This is a genomic window from Microcystis sp. LSC13-02 (assembly GCA_002282935.1).
Taxonomy (GTDB): Bacteria; Cyanobacteriota; Cyanobacteriia; order Cyanobacteriales; family Microcystaceae; genus Microcystis.
The window spans coordinates 1-17,179 of record MTBT01000198.1; the positions used below are offsets into that span (position 1 = coordinate 1).

Below are 17,179 nucleotides of genomic sequence, written 5' to 3' on the forward strand. Positions count from 1 at the left end.
TATCTTGAAAAAAAATGATAATTAGACAGAAGTTCTCTTGTTCACATAGAGAACTTTATCTTCTTTTGTTTTCAAAATGAGAATTGCTGCAAGGGAGCGAGGGGCAAAAAATCGAGCGGCTCCTCTCTGGAAAACTTTAAAATAGAAAAAGTAATCTTGAGGATGATAATTAATGGCGATACTACGCTTGGAGAATGGGACAACCTATACCCAGTTAGCCGATATTAGTCTGGAATTGGCCAAATTAAATGTCACTTTAAACTATTGGCCGATCGAAAACGAAGCCACCCGTCAGCTACTTAAACAAGCTTCTCTCACTGACGAAGAAAAAGAAATAGTTTTAACCAGCTTAGACGGTTATTTTAAGCAACTAAAGCAAGAAGCGGGTTATCAAGCTAGAGATTTAATCGTTTTGCACCCTGAAATTCCCAATCTCGACACTTTACTGGCAAAGTTCGAGCGCTGTCACACCCACGCCGACGATGAGGTGCGTTATATCATTGATGGAGAAGGGGTTTTTGGCTTTGTCTTTGCCGATGGTTCTCAGGGGGAATTAACTATTCAACCTCAAGAATATATCAATGTTCCCGCCCAGAGCGAACACTGGTTTCACCTCACTGCCAGTAAACGAGTTAAAGCAGTGCGTTACTTCACCAGTACCGCCGGATGGGTTCCCGAATATACGGAAACTGTCATTCGTTTTCCTAGTTTAACAGCCCTGTAGCCTTTGGTTTCAGGCGAGCGCTCTCCCCATAAGACAGATGAGTTTTGCAGGGATGGCAACGCCGGCAGCCACAATCTGTTAAGCGGCAAATTTGTCCTGTTGAAAAATCTCCCGTCTAGTGCCTAGCTTGACGGGAGATTGTCTCAATTCGGGGGATTGGCCTGATAGATTTAGTCTAAGCCTAATTGATTGCCCCGTTTGTACTGTAAATAGGCGGCAACGAACAAACCCGCTAGGGTAATGGGAATTAAGCCTAGGGTAATCCCTAGCACTAAAGGTTCAATCACGTCTGTACTCCTTGGATTAGCAATTTTTCACCCGTATATTATCCTAGCAGGGGTCGCCGGCGAAAGATAGGGCGAGCAGGGGGGAGATGGGGTTTGCGGCAAAAAGTTTTTCGTGGGGGTAGTGGGGTGTTGGGGTAGTGGGGTGGTCACTGCGTGCGCGTTGCGGGGGATAGTGGGGAATTTAGCTGAAATTTCCCTAAATCCCTATCTCCCGACTCCCCAAAAGGAAAACTTCCTATCTCACCATTAAGATAACTGCTGTACTCTAGGAGCGACCGAGAAAAAATTTTCTCAATGTGCCTTTACCCCAATAGCGATCGATTTCTTGCCAGAGATTGTGGAGAAAAAAAACCACTGCTAGACAGAGAGTAACCGCAAGGATTTGAGAGAAACTTTCCCTTTGCCAAAATTTGGCCATTGCCTCCGAAATCACCCGCGTTCCCCGATAAGCTTCCAGAAAACCCTCGATCGATCCGAGAATCAGTGCTGCTAGGGTGTAAACAAAGGTTCGATACAGAACACTAACGTAACGGGGTCGATTTTCTAACCATTCTAGCTTCAGGGCCACGTCGAGAATTGCCACGGTTTTTGCGGCAATGATCGCTCCTAAGATCGCTTTACCCAAAACGTAGGTAGTAATCGAATACTCTTCCAGAAATAATTTCATGATCAGAAGAATATAACCGAAAGCCAAGAAAAAAAACAGGGCAAGAGAACCGATTTTTTTCAATTCCTTTTTAATTGCTTCCATTGATTTTTTTTGATATTTTCTGCCAAGATAGCGGCTGCGCTGCCGGATAGTCCTATAACTATAAGCTATAGTGAATTATTTGTTGCAGCTATTCTCTCATCTCCACCAGCAAGTTTGATCGCCGATAACTTAACTGATGCTTGAAACTAATTACAGCTTGATTGTCGATAAAATGAGGATTACCGAGGGGATCGATGGCACTGAAAGCGTCAAAATAACGGCGTGCTAGGGGCGGAAAATCGCTAAAATCGAAGATTGTGTCACCTTTGGCCACATCTGCCCAAAAATTTCGTAATTTCGGCGCTAATTCCTCCGCTAGACTCACGGGAAGATTGAGGGGATGGCAGGTTAACAAACGCATCATAAAAGGATAAGAGCGATCGCCTAACCATTGCCGAGAAATAGCGGGTAAATTCTCCCATCCGGGTATATTTTGCAGATGAAAGGATTCTATGGCTAATTCTCCTGTGTTTTCGCAATATTCTAGCACCCGGTAGGGATGGGGATAACTGACGAGGGAACCGGTGGTAATTTCATAGATACCTCTAGTAAAAGCCAGATCTTGCACGTGGAGATGGCCAGTAATCAACAATTTTACGCCGTTTTCCTGTAGTATATCGAGCAGTTCTACCGCATTAGCCAACATATAGCGTTTACCTAATTCATGATTGCTTTGTCCGGGTAAATGCTCGATAACGTTATGATGGATCATCACCATCACTAGATCGTTTTTTAGCGCGGGTAAAGTCTGTTTTAACCAATGCAATTGTTCTGCATCTAAACTGCCAATTTGTTTACCTTGGTCATCAAATTGATTAGAATTAAGACCGATTAATTGCACTCCGGGTGAAATTTCTTGTTGGTAGTATATTTGTTCGGGATTGCTGTAACCAAATTGTTGATAATAAAAGGGAAAATCTGCTAAACCGATCTGGTTTTCTGTTGCGGTTAAACTCAAAACATCATGATTACCCGGCACCACATAGACGGGGAAGGGTAAAGTAGCTAAACAATCGGCTAACCAACGATGATTTTCTGGTTCACCATCTTGGGTTAAATCGCCAGCAATCAGCAGAAAATCGAGGTTAAGAGTGATGAGATGGTCTAAAACAATTTTTAAAGCAGGAATACTCACTTCCACCAGATGAAAGCGATTAGAATGGTTCAAAATGGTTGTGGGTAAAGCGATATGAGGATCGCTGAGAATGGCGAAACGGAAATTCATCGCATTAAATTGGGCTAAATATCGGTAAACTAGATCGATCGAGGAGAAATGAGGAGAAAATATCTTTGGCTAAAGTTCGCGTTCGTCAGCACGTCAATCCCTTAAGTCATAAATATCGCCATCCGATCGCTCCCCCCGATTGGAATCAAGTTTATCAGGATATGACGCAACCTCTCCATCTTGACATTGGTTGTGCGCGGGGTAAATTTTTGTTACAAATGGCCCAAGTAGAGCCAGAAATTAATTTTTTGGGCATTGAAATTCGTCAACCTTTGGTAATTGAAGCCAATCAGGAACGGGAAAGGTTAGGATTAAGTAATCTCGCTTTTGTTTTTGGCAATATGAATGTTGCCCCAGAAATTTTACTGCAATCTTTGCCCGCAGATAAGTTATTTTGGGTGTCGATTCAATTTCCCGATCCTTGGTTTAAACAGCGTCACAGCAAGCGTCGGGTTGTGCAGCCAGAATTAGTCATAGCTTTGGCTAAGTATATGGTAGCTGGGGGCTGGGTTTTTTTACAGTCGGATGTGGAATCGATCGCCCTGGAAATGACCGAGAGATTTCAAGCACATCCCAATTTTGTTCGGCAACATCAAACCCCCTGGTTAGAGGAAAATATTTTCCCCGTACCGACGGAGAGGGAAAAGTCCACTTATAATAAGGGTCAACCGGTTTATCGCTCGCTTTTTCGAGTTCGGTAGCTTCAGCTAAAATATCTTGGCACTGTCTGAAATCATGGTTAGAAATCTCGACTCACCCCTAATACTTGAGGATAATAATCGCCCCCCTGTCTCTCAATTGCTAGAATTTCTCTTAACAAAAGAAAAAAACACTAAAAAAACTAAAGAAAATCTTACTTTTGAGGCTTTAGTCGGTACTTGGCGATTATACTTTATCACGGGAACTCAAAAAGCTAAAAAGAGAGCGGGAATTGTTTTGGGTAAGGGTCGCTATCTACCGTCCTGGTTAAAAATTACCATCTCTTACCAAAGAAATGAGAGTTTAGAACCGGGAGAATTTATCTCTGGAACCGTCAGCAATCACATAGTTTTAGGAGCAGTAAAACTATCTGTAAGCGGTCCGGTTAAGTTTTTTCCTAAAACCCGTCTTCTCGCCTTTGATTTTACCCGGCTCAACCTAACCCTATTTAATCGCTCTCTCTATTCAGGTTTTATTAGAAATGGGCGGGCAAGTGAAGCGAATTTTTATCAGGAAAGTATCAAAAAACAGGCATTTTTTGCCTATTTTCTGATCACAGAAACAATGATGGCAGCCCGGGGACGAGGGGGAGGATTAGCCCTTTGGGTAAAAGAGATAAGTGAGACAAAACTAGCTGAAAAATAAGTTATTAGAGGAGAAATAGATGGGATATTCTATCGAGGTAGATGGGACAAATTTTGACAGTGAAGTGATTGAGAAATCCTATCTAAATACAGTGATTTTAGACTTTTATGCTCTGTGGTGTGGACCCTGTAAATTGGTAAAACCAATGCTAGAAAAACTGGCAAGCGAATATAATTTTATCCTTGCCAAAATAGATATAGATAAAAATCCCGAATTAGCCGAACAATACGATGTAGAAGGAGTTCCCGATGTGCGAATTGTCAGCAAGGGAGAAGTGTTACCCTGTTTTGTCGGTGCTTTGCCAGAAGAACAAATTAGAGACTTATTTTCCCGTCTCGATTTAAAATCGGAATTAGAAACAGGATTAGCAGAAATACAAGAAGCGATCGCCCTCGATAATTTGCCCGCAGCTAAACAATTATTCGATCATCTTTTTCCTAAATATCCCAACGAACCGCGATTAGTTATTATGGCGGTAAAATTTCTCATGCGTCTAGAAAAATGGTCTGATGCTTACCGATTAATCAGTGCTATTAAAGAAGAAAATCCCGTGATCAAAGGTTGGAAAACTCTCCTAGAATTTCAACAGTTAAAACCAGAAAATAATCCCCTCGATCCGATATTTTTTACTGGGATTAATTCCGCATTAAAAGAAGATTATGCCGCCGCTTTAGAGCAACTGATCGGTCTGGTGGGAAAAAGTAGAAAATATCGTCAGGATGGGGCAAGAAAAGCCATATTAGCTATATTTCAGATTTTGGGAGTTAGTCATCCCCTCACCCAAGAATACCAAGCAAAGTTAACATTTCTGCTCTACTAGGTAGGGTTTGCGGCAAAAAGTTTGTTGGTGGGGTTAGGAGTCGGTCATCAGGAGTCAGTCTCGATGAAAAAATTTTCACCCCCACAGATGAAAGAGGTTTCCTTCCCTACACCCCACACCCCACACCCTACACCCTCTTTCAAGTCAGGAGTCGGTCAAAACTAAAGCAATTCCCCAAGAAATTGCAACAAACAACTACCAGGGAATTGCTAGAGACAAGATGGGGTTTATTTGTGGCGAATCATTTCATAAAGGGCAACGTATTCTTCGCCGGGACGATTCCAAGAGTAATCGCATTCCATGCCTTGAATCGCTAATTTTTGGAATTCTTCCGGTTGAGTGTACCACAATTCTAATGCCCGGGACATGGCTGATTCGAGGGCATTATTATCGGGATCAAAAAAGACAAAACCATTGCGTTCTTCGGGTTTGTGATAGGTATCATAATCGCGATCAAAAACCGTATTAACTAAACCACCAACTCCCCGGACGATGGGAACGGTTCCGTATTTTAAGCTGATTACTTGTGTCAGTCCGCAGGGTTCAAAATTACTGGGAACCACAATCATATCGGCCCCCGCATAAATGAGGTGAGATAATTCCTCATTAAAGCCCAATTCAATATGAACATCAGGGTTATTATTTAGGTGATTTTTCTCGTGCCAGAACCAGTTATTAATTAACGATTCGGTGGCGGAACCTAAGAGGACAAATTGCGCCCCGCGAGCTAAGGCATAATACATGGCATGGTGAACTAAATGTACGCCTTTTTGGTCATCTAAACGACCGACATAGCAAATTAAGGGTTTTTCTGGTTCATCTCTTAACCAGAGTCTTTCTCGCAGTGCCTTCTTATTGCGTGCCTTCTCGGAGAAGCTATCAACACCGTAGGGTGCAGCAATAAATTTATCCACCTCTGGGTTCCAGATATTGTAATCTAAACCGTTGAGAATGCCGGTAAATTTCTGTTGATGCTGGTGAATTGTATGACCTAAACCGTAACTAACCTCGGTGTGGTGTGCTTCCCAAGCATGGTGGGGTGAGACGGTATTGAAATAGTTGGAAAAGACGATACCACCTTTCATAAAATTAATCACAAAAGGATTGAAGTTATCGCGCATTCGGGCATAGCTAAAGTAGTAAGTATCGTTATTTAATCCTGTTGCCCAGAGAATTTCCGCACCAGCAAATCCTTGATGTTTAAAGTTATGGATGGTGTAGAGAACGCGCTGATTGCCCATACCATGATATTTATAAATTTCAAAAAGTAAGGGCGGAATTAAACCGGTTTGCCAGTCGTGACAATGAATTATATCGGGACGTTTATTACTTCTGAGCAAAAATTCTAAAGCGGCTTTGCAGAAGAAGGCAAAACGCATATTATCGTCCTTACAACCGTAGTAAGTACCGCGATTAAAGAAATTATCGCCCGAATTGGGTTGAATAAAGAAACACAAGCGCCCGTGTACCCAACCACAAAAAACGTTACAGTGAATTGCCCCACCGTACCAAGGTACCCACAGGTCCCGATAAGCCTCGTGTAAGCCCCAAATTTGGTCGTAGCGCATACAATCATACATGGGTAGGATTAGCTCCACGCAATGACCGCGAATTTCTAATTCTCGACTCAATCCATATACCACATCCCCCAATCCCCCAGCTTTAATCACTGGAGCGCACTCAGAGGCAATCTGAACTATATACATATATCAATAACTCCGTCGATTAATCTACAGGTCAGCTAGAAGCAATTTTTACAAAAGTATACAGTCTTCTGTGATTAAATGACTCGATCGAATTAGTTGGGTGTTGGGGTAGTGGGGGAATTTAGCTGAAATTTCCCTATCTCCCTATCTCCCTATCTCCCTAAATCCCTATCTCCCCATCTCCCCATCTCCTGTCTCGGAGTCTCCTGAAGATTAACAGCGTTTTAACTGTCCTAGGAGCAAAATCACCTCATCAATGCCGTTTCTGAGGGTGGTGGCGGGTTGATCGCTGTTATTTACGGTTATGCTAAAGATTAGGGGTTGATTGTCGGCGGTTGCTAGATAACCCGCGAGGGCGATAACTCCGGTTAAAGTCCCGGTTTTTGCCTGTAATCGTCCTTCTAGGGGAGTCTGGCGAAATCTATTGGTTAAAGTGCCATCAATGCCGCCAATGGCTAAAGAACGACGATAATCAGGGTTTTCTGCCATTATTTGTAAAATTTGACCTAAAGTCTTGGGTTTAATTAGGTTTTGTCGTGATAACCCCGAACCGTCGCCGATTTTATAACTATCGCTGTTAATTCCCAGTTTTGTTAAAGTTTCTTGCAATCCCGTCACACCGCCGAGCATTTGTAGTAGGGTTTCGGCTAGTAAATTATCGCTATTTTTATTGACTTTTTCCACCAAATATGCTAGGGGTTCTGATGCTAAATTGGTGATTTCATCGCCGAGAATCTGTGAACTAATTTCTGCGTTTTTAACAGTAATTCCCGCTTTTTCAAGGATATTACGCCAGCGAGCCAGGAAATATTCCGAGGGTTGGGGAATAGCTAAATTAAAATCATCTTGACTATCTATCGCCAGAGAACCAGTGATAATCAGGCGATTATTGGCTAAATTGCCCTTAATTGCCAGAGTATTCGGGCTTCCTTGCGCTGCGGTGCTGGTTTGATTCTCAATTAGCCATTGTTTAGCGGCAATGGGATCAGACCATTGTAAATCTAAGCTTTGCCCCAATTGTCGCGGTAAAAGCTTTAAAGTGACGGAATTTTCGTTTAAAACCAAGCTAGAAGCGGGTACAGCATAGTCAAAAAAGACATCTTCCCATTCCCAGGTTTTTTGACTATCGGAGACAAGAAAAGGACTAGCAACGACAATTAAGCGAGAAATTGAGTTAATTCCCTGTGCTTTTAACTTTTCTGCTAATTTTTCTAACTTTTCTGTGGTTATGGTGGCATCTCCCCTCCCGACTAAGGTTAAAGTTTCTAAATCGGGGGGATTGCCTTGAACTAAAATGGGGGTTTTCAGACGATAATCGCGGTTAAATTTGCTAAAAGCGGCGGCAGTGGTTAATAATTTTGCGGTAGAAGCGGGAGTAAAAAAGTTATTTTCGTGGACACTATAGATATTTTGGTCAGAATTGAGGTATTTTACTAAAATTCCCCAATAAGCGCCTTGATAATCGGGTCGGGCCAAAATGCGATCGATCCTGGTGGCTAAGTCTGCGGGACAGATAAACTCGGAAGGGGGGGGATTGTCTGGACTGATGGGGGTTGCGAGGGTGACGGGATGGTTTACCCAGAGAAATAGGGAACAAGTCCCCAAGAGAAAAGATAATTTCGAGCGGCGTGTTAGCATAGAATTAAATCTTGGCCGTAGGTAAATTGACTCTAATTTAGCAGCATTAGTGACTATATTGTCCTAGTTACTCGATAGATTCAGTTAGGGATTGATCCGAGATATTCGCTCCCCTTTTTGCCCAAAAAGTTTCTTGATTCCGTCAAACTTCTATTCATTTGCGAGGATGTTTTTATGAGTTATGATTTTGATTTATTGGTGATTGGTGGTGGTTCTGGTGGTATTGCCACCGCTAGACGGGCAGCCGAATACGGGGCAAAAGTGGGATTAGCAGAATACGATCGTTTGGGAGGAACCTGTGTTAATCGCGGTTGTATTCCCAAAAAATTAATGGTTTATTCTAGTCGTTTTCCGCAACTATTTAAGGATGCGGAAGGTTACGGGTGGAGTCCGGTAGAGAGTCAGTTAAATTGGCAAAAATTAATTAGTGCGGTTAATCAGGAAACTATACGTTTGAATGGCATTTATCAAAAGATGCTAGATAATTCTCAAGTGACGATTTTTCCTAATTATGCCAAGTTTATTGATACCCATACCCTAGAGGTAGGAGACGAGAAAATTACTGCCGATAAAATTTTAATTGCCGTGGGGGGACATCCCGTTAAACCTAATATTCCGGGGATTGAACATACAGTAGTTTCTGATGCCATGTTTCAACTGCCAGAACAACCAAAAAGAATTATAGTTTTAGGGGCGGGATATATTGGGGTAGAATTTGCTGGTATTATGCACGGATTAGGGACAGAAGTGGTGCAGTTAATCCGTAAAGACAAGATTTTAAGAGGGTTTGATGAGGATATACGCGATGAGATTCAAGCGGAAATGATCCGTCAGGGAATTAAAATTATGCCCGAAACTTTCCCCACTTCGATCGAGAAAACTGCCGAGGGGTTAAAAGTACATATTCAGGGTCAAGAAACCTCAGAAATTTTATTTGTTGATGCCCTAGGTTTAGCGGCTACTGGAAGAATTCCTAAGCTGGAAAAATTGGGCTTAGAGAATGTCAATGTCGAGGTAAAAAATGGGGCAATTGTTGTCAACGAGTATAGCCAAACCAGCGAAGACAATATCTATGCCGTGGGCGATTGTACCGATAAAATTAATTTAACTCCCGTGGCCATTAATGAGGGGCGCGCTTTTGCCGATACAGTCTTCGGTAATAAACCCCGGTTAATGAGTTATGAAAATGTTCCTTCGGCAGTATTTTCTACTCCTGAAGCGGCGACGGTGGGATTAACAGAATTGCAAGCAAAAAACCTATATGGTGAGACGGGGATTAAAGTTTATCGGTCTAAATTCCGCCCTGGTTACAATGTTTTACCGGCCCGAGAGGACAAAACTTTGATGAAATTAGTTGTCCATCAGGAAAGTGGTAAAATTCTTGGCGCGCACATGGTAGGAGATCACGCCGCCGAAATTATTCAAGGAGTAGCCATTGCCGTAAAAATGGGGGCGACAAAAGCCGATTTTGATGCCACTGTCGGCATTCACCCCAGTGCCGCCGAGGAATTCGTCACCATGCGTTAATTAACAATTTTAGGTGTGTTAGGTTGGGTGCATCTCACACTTACAGAAATACCGACAATCAGCAATTATCAGTGACTCTTAGATTATTACAGATATATCAGCAGCTGCCTGTAAGCATCCCACCGAAAAACTAATGCGCTCCGGGGTTTGGGGGGTAGAACCCCCCAAAAGCTAAAATCCCAACTTGGTAGATTGACAAAAATGAGATGCAGCCGTTAGGTTTGTCTAACACACTGGAGAAAATTAACCCTTTTGGCTATTGACAATATTTTGTGATGGTTTTTCGGCTAATTTTTGAGCAAGATTTAAGATATCGGAGGGGATCATAATGATGGTACTGGTGTTATTTTCCGCTCCAATTTCCGTTAACATTTGTAGGCGGCGTAATTCCAAAGCGGCGGGATTTTCCATGATTAATCGGGAAGCTTCCGCTAATTTTAAGGAGGCTTCCTGTTCTGCGGCAGCTTTAATCAAACGGGCGCGTTTTTCTCGCAATGCTTCCGCTTCCTTGGCCATAGCTCGCTGCATAGCGGTGGGAATTTCCACATCTTTCATCTCCACCCGTTCGATATCAATGCCCCAAGGTTCGCTAATTTCATCGACAATTTGTTGGACTGCTTGATTAATTTTGTCTCGTTTTTGCAAGACATCATCGAGATGATTTTGACCAACTACATTTCTTAAAGTGGTCATGGCCGCTTGGTAAACGGCCGCAGAATAGGATTCGACTTTATTAATCGCTTTGTTGGGGTCGATAATGCGATAGTAGAGAACCGCATTAACCTTAATTGTGACATTATCGGCGGTGACAGTTTCTTGCGGGGCGATATCGACGGTTTTGGTGCGAATATCCAGCTGCATTTTTTGGTCAACTAGGGGAATGATCCAGTACAGTCCGGGGCCTTTGGTGTCTTGATAACGCCCTAGGCGAAAGATAACACCACGCTGGTATTCTCGATCGATTTTAAAGCCATTTAATCCCAGAATGCCCGCTATCAACAAGAAGGGTGCTAAAAATTCCATATTAATTACCAGTTATCGGGTTCAAGTTAATCAGTGTGCGGTGACATCTCAATTGCAATCTCCTCACTGCTGACCACTAATACATTCATTCTAGAGAGTAACCGGGCTGTCGGGGAAACTCATAACGAAATATTACAATTTTTAGGAATTGCCCAACCAGCAGCGATGACTCGACTTCCAGACCCCGACCTGAGATAAACTACAGAATGTTATCAGAATTTACCTTGATATTATGAGCGTAGTTAGCCAAGTCATCCTCAAAGCCGACGACGAACTTCGTTATCCTAGTAGTGGTGAACTACAGGGTATCGGGCAATTTTTAAAAACCGGTGAGCAGAGAATTCGCATTGCCGAAACTCTCGCTGACAATGAGAAAAAAATCGTCGATCAGGCTCAAAAACAACTGTTCAAGAAACGTCCCGATTATAGAGCGCCGGGGGGGAATGCCTACGGTCAGCGTCAATATAATCAATGCTTGCGCGATTATGGTTGGTATCTGCGTCTAGTTACCTATGGGGTATTAGCCGGAGATAAGGGACCGATCGAACAAACCGGTCTGATCGGGGTCAAAGAGATGTATAACTCTCTTAATGTTCCCGTCCCCGGCATGGTGGAGGCGATTCGTTGTCTCAAAGAGGCCGCTTTAGGTCTTTTGACTCAAGAGGATGCCGTGGCAGCAGCCCCCTACTTCGACTTTATCATCCAGTATATGTCCTAAGCGATCGGGACAGTCCCAGAGGCCTGAAGTCTGAAAAGGAGCAATTTTCGTCTCTTTCAGGGTTCAGGCTTGACTTTTTTCAGTAATCAGTAATCAGTAATCAGTGAAAAGACAGTAGGAAACTGCCATTTGATGAGGCTCACTTAATACATACTGCTCACTTAATACTCAAAACTCACAACTCACAACTCACAACTTAAAACTTAAAACTCAAAACTGATAACTGATAACCGATAACTGATTATGTTTTGGCGCATTATACTACTGACTTTTCTGATTCCATCGGTCTATGGGGTGTTTGGCTGGTCGATCGCCCATGAGCGTTTATCATGGAGTGATTGGTTACTTGTCCGCGGTGATGAGATGAATTGGACTCTCACGAGCGAATGGCTAGAAATCATCATCTATATCCTAGTGGTAGGGGTTATCCTCTCAATTGCCCTAGGATTAACTCTGTTTAGTCACTTAATGCCGGTATTTTTCCGCAGTTGGTTTAAAAACGATATTAGCGCTGTATTATCAATTCTCGGCTGGTCTTTGGCGATAGTCTTTATCTTCCACAAGTGGGCGGTATTTAGTCGAGTTTTAATCCTGTTAGCTGCTGCTATCCTTGGTCGTCTAGAAATTCAGGAAGCAGGTTACAATAGGTGGCAAGTTTTCCTGATGCTCACCATCCTCTGCTTAGGTAGTTTTGGCTTGGGAATTTGGGCTTATAATCTTTGGGGTCACGAATTTCATCGAGTTACTACCGATTAATCTTATCTCTAATCTTTAAAAAGTATGCCAAAAAAAAATAACGATACGCTCAAACGAGTCTTAATTGTTTCCTCTGGTTTAGTATTTCTGGCTTTAATGGTGGTGCCAACTTTAGGTTTATGGAAAAATAATAATTCTAATTCCCCCCAAGGCAATCAACCTGGGCAAGAGGCAACTATTCCTCCCGAAAAATTAGCAGAAATGGTCAAAGGTTACGAGAAAATTCTCGAACGCGAACCGGATAACCCCACTGCTTTGCAAGGACTGGCCCAAGCTCGCTTACAGTTAAAAGATTTTATCGGAGCCAGAGAACCTTTAGAAAAGTTATATCAAAAATATCCCGACAATCTGGAAGTTATGCTAGTTCTTTATGGAACAAGATTACAAACTCAAGACGTTTCTGGAGCTAAAAGTATCCTAGAAAAATTAGTCAAAAATTATCCCCAAGAACCGAAGTTTAAAGAAGAATTAACTCGCTTAAATCAAGCGATTGCGGCAGCTTCCAAACAGCAACCCCCAGAACCTAAAAAGTAATGAAAAAAGAATTAATTATTGAAGTTGGGCGAAGTGAAAGACAATATCGAGAATTTTTTATCTCTTGACTTGTTGCGATTATCGACATTGCTTGGGCATTACTGCGGCCCTGCTTCGGTAAATTAGCCCCTTTACCTAGGGTCTGCTGAATAAATCTAAAAACCTTGTTGGATAATATTTTTAGGCTTTTTTGAAATCAAAAACTGCCGGCCATTGGAGTGTTCAGGGGGAAAATTCAGGTACTTTTTCCCTGAAAATTAGGTAATTGACCCCCTGAAAATGGGTAAAACCCCACACCCCACACCCCACACCCCACACCCCACACCCCACACCCTGCCCCCAGGAAAAGCTTTTTCAGCAAACCCTAGATAAGAACTTTTTTAGGAATTATGATCGGCCTATAATAATAACTGTAGTCACCCCTATCCTTTAGGGATAATTCTTGGTTTAGGGTTGATGTCCTTCAGCGCAAGCGAGATTGGTTATGAAAATTAGCGAACTAGAAAACTACTTGGCTCAGGTTAAGTCAGAGATTGGTGACATCGATATCGTCTATCAATGTCACAGCCAGCACTATAGTTGGTTGGACAAAATGAGAAGCCATCAACTGAAAGTGTTAAAAAATACCGTAGACACTAAACTATTAATTTCTCTGCAATAGCCATTTTCTCTTGCTAGATGCCAGCAATGAAGTCCGGTCTGTCTAATCTGCTTAACAGTTTATCTTTTCTTCGCTGTCGATAGGTTCTTAAACCAGCCACGTCGCCAAAAGAAAATGATTAAACTCAAAGCAACGGTTAGCATCAACACCCAGACGAACACATAGCCCCAATACCATTCTAATTCGGGCATATTATAGGGAGATTTATCAGGATTAAAGTTCATACCATAAATACCGACAATGAAGGTGAGCGGGATAAAAATCGTCGAGATTACCGTTAAAGTTTTCATAATCTCGTTCATTTTATTACTCACGGAAGACAGGTAAAAATCCATTAAACCATTGGCAAATTCCCGGTAATTTTCGATAACATCGAGGATTTGTACTACATGGTCATAACAGTCTCGTAGATAGGGTTTAATCGTTGTATCGATGACAATATACTCATCCCGTAAAAGCGCATTGAGGGTGTCCCTTTGCGGCCAAATTGCCCGTCGCAGGGAGAGTAATTCCTGACGTAGTTGGTAAATTTTTGATAAAGTCTGTTCCGTGGGACTAGCTAAAATTTCGTTTTCTAACTCCTCGATTCTTTCTCCGTAGGACTCTAAAACAGGAAAATAACCGTCAATAATTGCATCCCAAATCGAGTAGGCTAAATAACCCGATTTTTGCTGCCGGATGGAACCTTTATTCAAACGGATTCTTTCCCTAACTCCCTCTAAAGAATCGTATTGTCCTTCTTCCTGCACGGTTAAAATATAATTCTTCCCGACTATTAAACTGATTTGTTCTAACAAAAAACCCTGATGATCGATCAGGATGGCCATTGGCACGATAATTAAAATATAATTATCGCATTCTTCCACTTTTGGTCTTTGGGGAATACTGACTATATCCTCAAGGGTTAAGGGATGTAAATGAAAAATTTCCCCCAACTCTTGCAGTTTATCTTCATTACCCAAACCGACGATATCGATCCAAGAGATGGAATCATTGGATAAATATTTAAGACAGTCTTGAGGTAAGAGATTATTAACTATAGTGGCTTGTTGAGAATTATAATTAATTAAAAATATCTCGGTAGTAACGGCATTTTCATCGATGGTGATTAACCCCGGCATCGTCCCGGGTTGGTTATAGTGGTAATCGTAAAGGTGGGGTTTTGTCTGGGAGGATTTTCGCCCTTTTTTATACCTAGTTAATCTTTTGTTATTGCTCATAGTTGAGATCGATCGCTGTTTGCCTTTTTCTTAGCATTGATCGCTCAAACATTCCTCAATTTTTAGCTAACTTTAAGATTGTCCAAGATTGTTAAAAAACGAATATTAAACGTAAATGCCAATTATTAGCCGTTTCCCTCTCGATTTCGATGTGACGGATAAACTCGCGAAAATAAAAACGGCGCTCGATTTCCGATAAATCTCGCCAAAATTGCGGAAAAGCAACGGCACGAGCGATAATAGTCAGGTTATCGGGGGGTAATTGGTCTAAACGTCCTTGAATCTGCGCGATCTCGTTTTTCAGTTTATAGGCCCGTAGATTAGCCGTTTCTTGATCTAAAACTCCGGCCGCTTCTAGGGAGGGCAATTGCGACAAAATATCGTTTTTTTGCCTTATTTCCTCGCTCATTCCCCGTTTGATCCCCTCTAAATCCGGTAAAGATATCTGAGCGATCGTCGGTGGTAGGTCTTGACAAATGCGCTCGATTGTGCTATCAAGAATTTTTTCATAAGCGATCGCCGAACATTTTTTTGTCCGGGGACATTGCAAAGGTCGCAAATAGAGGTATTCTGTGCCTTTTCCTCGCGCCGTCACTTTGGTAATCGTCATCCCCGATTGACATTGACTACAGAGGACTAAACCCGCTAAGGAACGCGGGGCGCTGGCACTGCGGGGGGGTAATTTGCGATTATTTCTCAGGATGCGATCGATCTGGGCCGCTTCTTCCCGGGAGATAATCGGGGTGTGGGTATCGGGGATAATATCTTGACCGAGATAGCACAAATCGCCGCGATAAACGGGATTATTCAGCCATTTATGGGCAGTGGCTACCGATATCTTCTTGCCGTAGCGTTTTTCTAGATAGCGCACCGTGGAACGCAGGGAAGCGGAAATCAAAAAGCGATCAAAAAAGTCTTTGACTACTGGTGCGGTACTGCGATCGAGTATATAACGCTCCTTGCCACGACGATAACCGTAGGGGGCTTTTCCGGGGGGAGGCAAAGCTTGCAGACGATTGTGAGCGTGACCTGCTTTTAAACGGTTACTTAGTTCGTTTTTTGCGATTTCTTGCAGAATCTTGGCAAAATTCAGCTTATAATCCGGGTCTTCTAGGGCAATTATATCTATGTCGAGGGCTTCTAAGGATTGTAAAATTTTGCTAACTTCTGTGCCATTGTCTCCCAATTCTGCTATGCGACGCAGGATCAGCAGTCGGGGGGGAGTCCCTTGACAATCGCGGAGCAGTTGCTGTCGTTGTGAGCGATCGCCAAAATCCTGATACACTTGTTCGGGAGAATAGACCCAAATCGAGGCATCGGGGGGACTATCGAGCAGGGGATTGGTATAGGTGTAGGCGATAATTTTCATGTTTTGCCGAAATCCTGGTATAGATAAGCTGTACTGCCTTTAAACCGCGTCTTGAAAAGTTTAGTACAAATGCTCGAACTTCCTCGACCCGGCCCCCAACTCCGGCGCTCATAGACAGTCTTAACCAGTAATTTAGATAGTCAACAGCTTACCTGCGGGCGAATGGAAAAGGAATTTCTGCCCATCTCCCTAACCCCCGCAAGCTGGCGATCGTTCCGCTACACTTGGCAATTTCTAGGCCGGGCGCGATTCGTCTAGGGAGAGGGTAAAGAGCGAAGGAAAACCGTGAGTATGGCGGTAATAATTGCGACGGTTACGGGGATAATCAGCGATTTCGCCCCTTTTAAATCGGATATATCCTTAACTAGCCCCGATTGTTCGTTTTCTAGCCTTTCTAACCGCTTATCCATTCCCTCGACTTTCTCGATTAATTTTGCCTGTCCTACCTCTAGTTTTGTCAGGCGATCATCGATTCGATCGATCTTTCCCTCGATCCGCGTCAGGATGGCTTCTAGGGAATAGGTGACGGTTTCTCCCGATTGACTCATAAACTAAATTCCTTGTTGCGGGGGATACTTCGCATTCTATCACTCCCGAAAGATGGCAGAATTACCAATCCAGAGGCAACGGCAACGATTATCATCGTACAATATTACTAGGCGATCGAATGTTCACCGAAATTCAGATGAGTCAATTAAAATCTATTTCTGGGAAAAAGTTCGCCAAAATTTGAGAACGTCATTGAGAATTCAAGGTAGTCATCACATTTACTGTATTACTCGTTCAGACTGTCTATGAACCATCGTCAACAATTAATTCAAGAACTCGAACAAGCACCTGATGATCTAATAGAAACCGTGTTAGATTTTTTACATC

Annotated in this window: 17 protein-coding genes; 8 read left to right on the forward strand and 9 right to left on the reverse strand. The window is 42.7% G+C overall.

All coding sequences use genetic code 11. From position 1 onward, the window contains the following. The first annotated feature begins 172 nt into the window (after positions 1–172). The gene (locus BGL89_RS11930) at positions 173–724 is read left to right on the forward strand and encodes a 1,2-dihydroxy-3-keto-5-methylthiopentene dioxygenase (protein WP_286825886.1); all 552 of its coding nucleotides are present in this window, start codon (positions 173–175) and stop codon (positions 722–724) included. A 170-nt stretch (positions 725–894) separates the two neighbouring features. On the opposite strand, the gene petG is transcribed toward BGL89_RS11930, so the two are convergent. From petG to BGL89_RS11945, 3 genes are all read right to left on the reverse strand, one after another. Further along, positions 895–1,011, reverse strand: coding sequence for a cytochrome b6-f complex subunit V (gene petG, locus BGL89_RS11935; RefSeq protein ID WP_286825887.1), 117 nt, complete (start codon positions 1,009–1,011; stop codon positions 895–897). 265 nt (positions 1,012–1,276) lie between these two features. Next, positions 1,277–1,762 carry a hypothetical protein gene (locus tag BGL89_RS11940; protein ID WP_286825888.1) on the reverse strand — a complete coding sequence of 162 codons (486 nt, stop codon included), beginning with the start codon at positions 1,760–1,762 and terminating at the stop codon, positions 1,277–1,279. 88 nt (positions 1,763–1,850) lie between these two features. Then, complete coding sequence (locus tag BGL89_RS11945) at positions 1,851–2,987, reverse strand: metallophosphoesterase family protein (RefSeq protein ID WP_286825889.1); 1,137 nt, start codon at positions 2,985–2,987, stop codon at positions 1,851–1,853. A gap of 65 nt (positions 2,988–3,052) precedes the next feature. Between BGL89_RS11945 and trmB the strand changes: the two genes are divergently transcribed. From trmB to BGL89_RS11960, 3 genes are read left to right on the forward strand one after another with little or no spacing between them, the layout of a single operon-like run. Continuing rightward, positions 3,053–3,688 carry a tRNA (guanosine(46)-N7)-methyltransferase TrmB gene (gene trmB / locus BGL89_RS11950; protein WP_286825890.1) on the forward strand — a complete coding sequence of 212 codons (636 nt, stop codon included), beginning with the start codon at positions 3,053–3,055 and terminating at the stop codon, positions 3,686–3,688. A gap of 34 nt (positions 3,689–3,722) precedes the next feature. Continuing rightward, a complete protein-coding gene (locus BGL89_RS11955) occupies positions 3,723–4,331 on the forward strand; it encodes a hypothetical protein (RefSeq protein ID WP_286825891.1) in 609 nt (202 codons plus the stop codon). 19 nt (positions 4,332–4,350) lie between these two features. Further along, positions 4,351–5,151: a tetratricopeptide repeat protein gene (locus tag BGL89_RS11960; RefSeq protein WP_286825892.1), complete on the forward strand. Its 801-nt coding sequence runs from the start codon at positions 4,351–4,353 to the stop codon at positions 5,149–5,151. Positions 5,152–5,378: 227 nt separating this feature from the next. On the opposite strand, the gene glgA is transcribed toward BGL89_RS11960, so the two are convergent. Continuing rightward, positions 5,379–6,857, reverse strand: coding sequence for a glycogen synthase GlgA (gene glgA, locus BGL89_RS11965; RefSeq protein ID WP_286825893.1), 1,479 nt, complete (start codon positions 6,855–6,857; stop codon positions 5,379–5,381). Between the two features lie 213 nt (positions 6,858–7,070). Further along, positions 7,071–8,495 (reverse strand): D-alanyl-D-alanine carboxypeptidase/D-alanyl-D-alanine endopeptidase, encoded by a 1,425-nt coding sequence (gene dacB, locus BGL89_RS11970; RefSeq protein ID WP_286825894.1) that lies wholly within the window; start codon positions 8,493–8,495, stop codon positions 7,071–7,073. Positions 8,496–8,669: 174 nt separating this feature from the next. Between dacB and gorA the strand changes: the two genes are divergently transcribed. Next, positions 8,670–10,022: a glutathione-disulfide reductase gene (gene gorA, locus BGL89_RS11975; protein ID WP_286825895.1), complete on the forward strand. Its 1,353-nt coding sequence runs from the start codon at positions 8,670–8,672 to the stop codon at positions 10,020–10,022. Between the two features lie 243 nt (positions 10,023–10,265). On the opposite strand, the gene BGL89_RS11980 is transcribed toward gorA, so the two are convergent. Beyond that, complete coding sequence (locus tag BGL89_RS11980) at positions 10,266–11,045, reverse strand: slipin family protein (protein WP_286825896.1); 780 nt, start codon at positions 11,043–11,045, stop codon at positions 10,266–10,268. 232 nt (positions 11,046–11,277) lie between these two features. Between BGL89_RS11980 and BGL89_RS11985 the strand changes: the two genes are divergently transcribed. The 3 genes from BGL89_RS11985 (at position 11,278) to BGL89_RS11995 (ending at position 13,053) form a co-directional block, all read left to right on the forward strand. Further along, complete coding sequence (locus BGL89_RS11985) at positions 11,278–11,763, forward strand: allophycocyanin subunit alpha-B (RefSeq protein ID WP_012267184.1); 486 nt, start codon at positions 11,278–11,280, stop codon at positions 11,761–11,763. Between the two features lie 243 nt (positions 11,764–12,006). Further along, positions 12,007–12,519: a hypothetical protein gene (locus tag BGL89_RS11990; protein ID WP_286825897.1), complete on the forward strand. Its 513-nt coding sequence runs from the start codon at positions 12,007–12,009 to the stop codon at positions 12,517–12,519. A 24-nt stretch (positions 12,520–12,543) separates the two neighbouring features. Next, the gene (locus tag BGL89_RS11995) at positions 12,544–13,053 is read left to right on the forward strand and encodes a tetratricopeptide repeat protein (protein WP_286825898.1); all 510 of its coding nucleotides are present in this window, start codon (positions 12,544–12,546) and stop codon (positions 13,051–13,053) included. 720 nt (positions 13,054–13,773) lie between these two features. On the opposite strand, the gene corA is transcribed toward BGL89_RS11995, so the two are convergent. The 3 genes from corA to BGL89_RS12010 all read right to left on the reverse strand — a co-directional run bounded on the left by corA (position 13,774) and on the right by BGL89_RS12010 (position 16,851). Next, positions 13,774–14,934 (reverse strand): magnesium/cobalt transporter CorA, encoded by a 1,161-nt coding sequence (corA, locus tag BGL89_RS12000; RefSeq protein WP_286825899.1) that lies wholly within the window; start codon positions 14,932–14,934, stop codon positions 13,774–13,776. Between the two features lie 91 nt (positions 14,935–15,025). Then, positions 15,026–16,303 carry a recombinase family protein gene (locus BGL89_RS12005; RefSeq protein ID WP_286825900.1) on the reverse strand — a complete coding sequence of 426 codons (1,278 nt, stop codon included), beginning with the start codon at positions 16,301–16,303 and terminating at the stop codon, positions 15,026–15,028. A 254-nt stretch (positions 16,304–16,557) separates the two neighbouring features. Further along, complete coding sequence (locus tag BGL89_RS12010) at positions 16,558–16,851, reverse strand: hypothetical protein (RefSeq protein WP_002759475.1); 294 nt, start codon at positions 16,849–16,851, stop codon at positions 16,558–16,560. Positions 16,852–17,179: the final 328 nt, after the last annotated feature.

What these genes read in the sequence shown, in the direction of transcription:
- BGL89_RS11930 (WP_286825886.1), top strand. Translation starts at nt 173, where the DNA reads ATGGCGATACTACGCTTGGAGAATGGGACAACCTATACCCAGTTAGCC.
- BGL89_RS11940 (WP_286825888.1), bottom strand. Translation starts at nt 1,762, where the DNA reads ATGGAAGCAATTAAAAAGGAATTGAAAAAAATCGGTTCTCTTGCCCTG.
- BGL89_RS11945 (WP_286825889.1), bottom strand. Translation starts at nt 2,987, where the DNA reads ATGAATTTCCGTTTCGCCATTCTCAGCGATCCTCATATCGCTTTACCC.
- BGL89_RS11955 (WP_286825891.1), top strand. Translation starts at nt 3,723, where the DNA reads ATGGTTAGAAATCTCGACTCACCCCTAATACTTGAGGATAATAATCGC.
- BGL89_RS11960 (WP_286825892.1), top strand. Translation starts at nt 4,351, where the DNA reads ATGGGATATTCTATCGAGGTAGATGGGACAAATTTTGACAGTGAAGTG.
- glgA (WP_286825893.1), bottom strand. Translation starts at nt 6,857, where the DNA reads ATGTATATAGTTCAGATTGCCTCTGAGTGCGCTCCAGTGATTAAAGCT.
- dacB (WP_286825894.1), bottom strand. Translation starts at nt 8,495, where the DNA reads ATGCTAACACGCCGCTCGAAATTATCTTTTCTCTTGGGGACTTGTTCC.
- gorA (WP_286825895.1), top strand. Translation starts at nt 8,670, where the DNA reads ATGAGTTATGATTTTGATTTATTGGTGATTGGTGGTGGTTCTGGTGGT.
- BGL89_RS11980 (WP_286825896.1), bottom strand. Translation starts at nt 11,045, where the DNA reads ATGGAATTTTTAGCACCCTTCTTGTTGATAGCGGGCATTCTGGGATTA.
- BGL89_RS11985 (WP_012267184.1), top strand. Translation starts at nt 11,278, where the DNA reads ATGAGCGTAGTTAGCCAAGTCATCCTCAAAGCCGACGACGAACTTCGT.
- BGL89_RS11990 (WP_286825897.1), top strand. Translation starts at nt 12,007, where the DNA reads ATGTTTTGGCGCATTATACTACTGACTTTTCTGATTCCATCGGTCTAT.
- BGL89_RS11995 (WP_286825898.1), top strand. Translation starts at nt 12,544, where the DNA reads ATGCCAAAAAAAAATAACGATACGCTCAAACGAGTCTTAATTGTTTCC.
- corA (WP_286825899.1), bottom strand. Translation starts at nt 14,934, where the DNA reads ATGAGCAATAACAAAAGATTAACTAGGTATAAAAAAGGGCGAAAATCC.
- BGL89_RS12005 (WP_286825900.1), bottom strand. Translation starts at nt 16,303, where the DNA reads ATGAAAATTATCGCCTACACCTATACCAATCCCCTGCTCGATAGTCCC.
- BGL89_RS12010 (WP_002759475.1), bottom strand. Translation starts at nt 16,851, where the DNA reads ATGAGTCAATCGGGAGAAACCGTCACCTATTCCCTAGAAGCCATCCTG.